Source organism: Stenotrophomonas sp. P5_A8 (assembly GCF_056400545.1).
Genome location: NZ_JBFULB010000450.1, coordinates 1 through 2,473 on the forward strand (window position 1 = coordinate 1; position 2,473 = coordinate 2,473).

Consider the following 2,473-nt stretch of genomic DNA (forward strand, 5'->3'; position numbering starts at 1 on the left):
ACTTCCATCAGGGACTTCTCGGCGATTGCGTCGACGATCTGTTCGTTGGTAAGGGACATTTTGATTACCTTTGGATAATTTTCTGGGTTGAGGTTCCGTCAGGAACCACGGAAACGTCGACTCAGGCGGTCTCGGCAGCCGGTTCGGCAGCGTCGGCAGCGGCTTCTTCGCCACCACCCTGCTTGTCGCCGATGGCCTTGATGGCGCGGGCGAACATCGTGACCGGCTCGGTCAGGACGCGGGCCAGCATGGCCAGGGCCTGATCACGGGTCGGCAGCGAGGCCAGCACGTCGACATGGCCAGCCGGGAACAGTTCCCCGCCGATGGCCACGACCTTTGCCTGCAGCTTGTCGTTGGTCTTGGCAAAATCCTTGATCAGGCGACCGGCTGCGCCGGGCTCCTCGAGCGAGAACGCGTACAGCAGCGGACCGACGAGTGCGTCTTTGGCGCATTCGTATTCGGTACCTTCCACTGCACGTGCCGCCAGCGTGTTCTTGACAACTTTCAAGAAAACGCCGGTTTCGCGTGCCTGCTTGCGCATCGCGGTCATCTGGGAGACCGTGGTGCCAGCATATTCGGCTGCGATCAAGGAGTGAGCCTTGGCGGCGACTTCTGCCAGCTCCGCGACTACTTCTTGCTTCTGGGACAGATTGAGAGCCATTGCACTCCTCCAATTGAACTCCGCTTACGGCTCCTGCCGAGCGCGGTCCTGGGCGGTATCCCTCCTGGACGCCGGGAACATCAGGTGATGTTCCAAGGGTGGGCCGTTCTAGACCTGGATGGCCAACCTGGGAGAACCCAGACGTGCGTAAACCAGAAAAACTCCAGAAGGGCACCATCTACGCAGGGTGATTCCCGAGAGAATCGATTAAGCGGTCGGTACTGCGCCGGCGGCGACTCCTTGCCAAAGCGAGCATCCCTGCCCGTCGCCGGTATGTACTGACCGCGCCTGCGGTCTTTGACGGCTTCTCCGCGGGGTTGCCCCTGCTCGGATGCCTTCAAATGTGACGGACACGGGACCCGAAGGACCCGCGCCCGCTTGAAACGATTACTTCAGGGTCAGCGACGACGGATCGACGGTGACGCCCGGGCCCATCGTCGAGCTGACCGAAACCTTCTGCAGGTAGGTGCCCTTCGAGGTTGCCGGCTTGGCCTTGATCAGGTCCATCAGCAGCGCCTGCAGGTTCAACTTCAGCGCGTCTTCGGCGAAGTCGGCCTTGCCGATGGTGCAATGGATGATGCCGGCCTTGTCGGTGCGGTAACGCACCTGACCCGACTTGGCATTCTTGACCGCTTCACCCGGGTTGGCCGACACGGTGCCGACCTTCGGGTTCGGCATCAGGCCGCGCGGGCCGAGCACGGTGCCCAGCTTACCCACGACGCGCATGGCGTCCGGGGTGGCGATGACGACGTCGTAGTTCAGATCGCCGGCCTGCATCTTCTCGGCCAGGTCTTCCATACCAACGGCTTCGGCGCCAGCGGCCAGGGCTTCGTCAGCCTTGGCACCGGCCGGGGCGAAGACGGCGACGCGCACGCTCTTGCCGGTACCGGACGGCAGCACGGTGGAACCGCGCACCTGCTGGTCGGACTTCTTGGCGTCCACGCCCAGGCGCACAGCGACGTCGAAGGACTCGACGAACTTGGCCTTGGTAGCGGTCTTCAGGATCTTGATTGCGTCCTCGAAGGCATACGCCTTACCCGGGACGACGGCAGCCTTGATGGCCTTCTCACGCTTGGTCTGTGCCATCTTCTTAACCCTCCACCACGAGGCCCATGGAACGGGCAGAACCGGCAATCGTGCGCACCGCGGCGTCCAGGTCGGCGGCCGTCAGGTCGGCTTCCTTGGTCTTGGCGATTTCTTCCAGCTGCTTACGGGTCACCTTGCCCACCTTGTCGGTGTTCGGGCGCTTGGAGCCCGAGGAGATGCCAGCAGCCTTCTTGAGCAGCACGGCGGCCGGGGTGCTCTTGGTGATGAAGGTGAAGGTACGGTCCGAATAGGCCGTGATGATGACCGGCACCGGCAGACCCGGCTCCAGCTTCTGCGTGGCGGCATTGAAGGCCTTGCAGAATTCCATGATGTTCAGGCCGCGCTGACCCAGCGCAGGACCGACCGGCGGCGAGGGGTTGGCCTGACCGGCCTTCACCTGCAGCTTGATGTAACCGACAACTTTCTTTGCCATGAGTATGCTCTCCGGGTGCTAGCGCCTTACGACAACAGGCTCCCCATCGGACCGGGAATCACGCGTCCCGGCATCGCGTTTTGAATTCACGCAGAAGGCCACCTCGCGGCGGCCCTTGCTTTTTGCCAGCTTCCTGGCAGGAAGCCGCGCACTATATCAGAATTTTTTCGCCATTGCCGCAAGGCAGGCGCGACCGGGCCGTTCAGGTTCCGGGCGATGGCCCGGAACCTTGTTCCCGCAGGCTCAGACGGCCTTTTCGACCTGGCCGAACTCGAGCTCGACCGGGGTAGCAC

The 2,473-nt window shown here is 62.8% G+C and carries 3 protein-coding genes; all 3 read right to left on the minus strand.

Annotated elements, in window-relative coordinates; translation table 11 throughout:
* Positions 1 to 121: 121 nt before the first annotated feature.
* Positions 122 to 661 (minus strand): 50S ribosomal protein L10, encoded by a 540-nt coding sequence (rplJ, locus tag AC1DQP_RS19405; protein ID WP_256775017.1) that lies wholly within the window; start codon positions 659 to 661, stop codon positions 122 to 124.
* 387 nt (positions 662 to 1,048) lie between these two features.
* Positions 1,049 to 1,747 (minus strand): 50S ribosomal protein L1, encoded by a 699-nt coding sequence (gene rplA / locus AC1DQP_RS19410; RefSeq protein ID WP_256775016.1) that lies wholly within the window; start codon positions 1,745 to 1,747, stop codon positions 1,049 to 1,051.
* Between the two features lie 4 nt (positions 1,748 to 1,751).
* Entirely contained in the window at positions 1,752 to 2,180 is a 429-nt protein-coding gene (gene rplK / locus AC1DQP_RS19415; RefSeq protein WP_017356002.1) for a 50S ribosomal protein L11, read from the minus strand.
* Between the last annotated feature and the right edge of the window lie 293 nt (positions 2,181 to 2,473).